Source organism: Mesorhizobium sp. M7A.T.Ca.US.000.02.2.1 (assembly GCF_003996995.1).
Lineage (GTDB): Bacteria > Pseudomonadota > Alphaproteobacteria > Rhizobiales > Rhizobiaceae > Mesorhizobium.
Map to the genome: position 1 here is coordinate 1 of NZ_RZTT01000670.1, position 2,064 is coordinate 2,064.

General features: G+C 64.7%; 2 protein-coding genes. One reads left to right on the top strand and one right to left on the bottom strand.

The annotated features are described in order from the left end of the window. Nucleotides 1–197: 197 nt before the first annotated feature. Nucleotides 198–1,526 (top strand): dicarboxylate/amino acid:cation symporter, encoded by a 1,329-nt coding sequence (locus tag EOD15_RS33320; protein WP_127319206.1) that lies wholly within the window; start codon nt 198–200, stop codon nt 1,524–1,526. A gap of 69 nt (nt 1,527–1,595) precedes the next feature. Here the strand turns inward: EOD15_RS33320 and EOD15_RS33325 are convergent. Beyond that, nucleotides 1,596–2,064, bottom strand: a 469-nt coding sequence (locus EOD15_RS33325; protein ID WP_127409245.1) for an ROK family protein, incomplete at its 5' end; no start/stop codon positions are given.

Below are 2,064 nucleotides of genomic sequence, written 5' to 3' on the forward strand. Positions count from 1 at the left end.
GGCAAACACTGCCTGTGCGGAAATCCGCACAGGCTTTGGCCGCATGACGTCAGACAAAGGCGGAAATCCCGTGGTTCCGGCCTTTCCGCGAACTGGCACAGCGCTTGCAAAACTCCCTGGCAGCGGCGTGCGACCGGAGCGCCGCGATGGGAGAAGTCACGCAGGGCGCTCCGCCCCATCCGGCCAGGGAGAGTTCGATGCACATCGCAGACCAATCAGGCGCGCTTGCCGCGCAGCGCAAGCCTTTCTATGCCCAACTCTACGTGCAGGTGCTCGTCGCGATCACCGTCGGCATCCTGCTCGGCCATTTCTATCCGTCGGTCGGCGAGAGCATGAAGCCGCTCGGCGACGCCTTTATCAAGCTGGTCAAGATGATCATCGCCCCGGTCATTTTCCTGACCGTGACTACGGGCATTGCCGGCATGAGCGACCTGCAGAAGGTCGGACGTGTCGCCGGCAAGGCGATGCTCTATTTTGTCACCTTTTCGACGCTGGCTCTGATCATCGGCCTTGTCGTCGCCAATGTCGTGCAGCCGGGCGCCGGCTTCAACATCGACCCGGCGACGCTCGACGCCTCGACCATCAGCAATTACGCCGCCAAGGCGCACGACCAGTCGGTCACCGGCTTCCTGATGAACATCATCCCGTCGACCATCGTCGGCGCCTTCGCCGACGGCGACATCCTGCAGGTGCTGTTCTTCTCGGTGCTGTTCGGCATCGCGCTGGCGTTGGCCGGCGACAAGGGCACGCCCGTGCTCAATTTCCTGCAGGCGCTGACGACACCGATCTTCAAGCTGGTCAGCGTGCTGATGAAGGCGGCCCCCATTGGTGCCTTCGGCGCGATGGCCTTCACCATCGGCAAATACGGCATCGGCGCGGTGATCAATCTCGCTATGCTGGTCGGCACCTTCTACGTGACGTCGTTCCTGTTCGTGTTCGTCGTGCTTGGCGCGGTCTGCCGCTACAACGGGTTCTCCATCCTGTCGCTGATCCGCTATATCAAGGAAGAGCTGCTTTTGGTGCTGGGCACCTCCTCGTCGGAAGCCGCCCTGCCCTCGCTGATGGAAAAGATGGAGAAGGCCGGCGCCAAGCGCTCGGTCGTCGGCCTGGTCATCCCAACCGGCTATTCCTTCAACCTCGACGGCACCAACATCTACATGACGCTGGCGGCGCTGTTCATCGCACAGGCGACCAACATCCACCTGTCTATGGGTGACCAGATCCTGCTGCTGCTGGTGGCCATGCTTTCGTCCAAGGGTGCCGCCGGCATCACCGGGGCCGGCTTCATCACCCTTGCGGCGACGCTTTCGGTGGTTCCGGCGGTGCCGGTCGCCGGCATGGCGCTGATCCTCGGCGTCGACCGCTTCATGTCGGAGTGCCGGGCGTTGACCAACTTCGTCGGCAATGCTGTCGCCACGCTGGTGGTGGCTCGCTGGGAAGGCGAACTCGACGAGGCCAAGCTGGCCAGAGCGCTGGCGGGCACGGCCGACGATAGCCTGCCGGCGGACGTTGTTCCCGCCGAGTAATGACGCGCGGTCAATGCGTAAAAGGCCGGAGGCGTGCTGCCTCTGGCCTTTGTCATGCAGTTCGCAACGTCAGACCGTGCCGGTCTTGCTCAGCGGCGTGTCCGGAAACGTGCTTGGGCCGACAGGCATGCGGGCTGCCAAAGTGCCCCCGTCGTCGAACAGCACAAGGCTGGCGGCGCCGACGAGCCCGGCATGGCGGCCAAGCTGGGCCTGAACGACCGGCACGTCGCGATAGGCGCGCATGGCCCGTTGCCTGATGGTCGCCTCGATGGTCGGCAGCATCAGATCGAGCCCATTGGCGATGCCACCGCCGACGACCAGCACATCGGGCGAATAGAGATGCAGGAGATTGGTGAAGCCAACGCCCAGCCAGCGCGCTTCCTCCTCCAGCAAGGCCGAGGCAAGAGCGTCCTGCAGCCGTGCCGCCTCGACGACATGGCGGCCGGTCACCTCCCCATCCGCTGACAAGCGCCGCAAGGCCGAGCCGTCTCCGGCCGCCGTGGCGGCGGTGGCGCGGCGGCCGAGCGCTGTTCCCGAG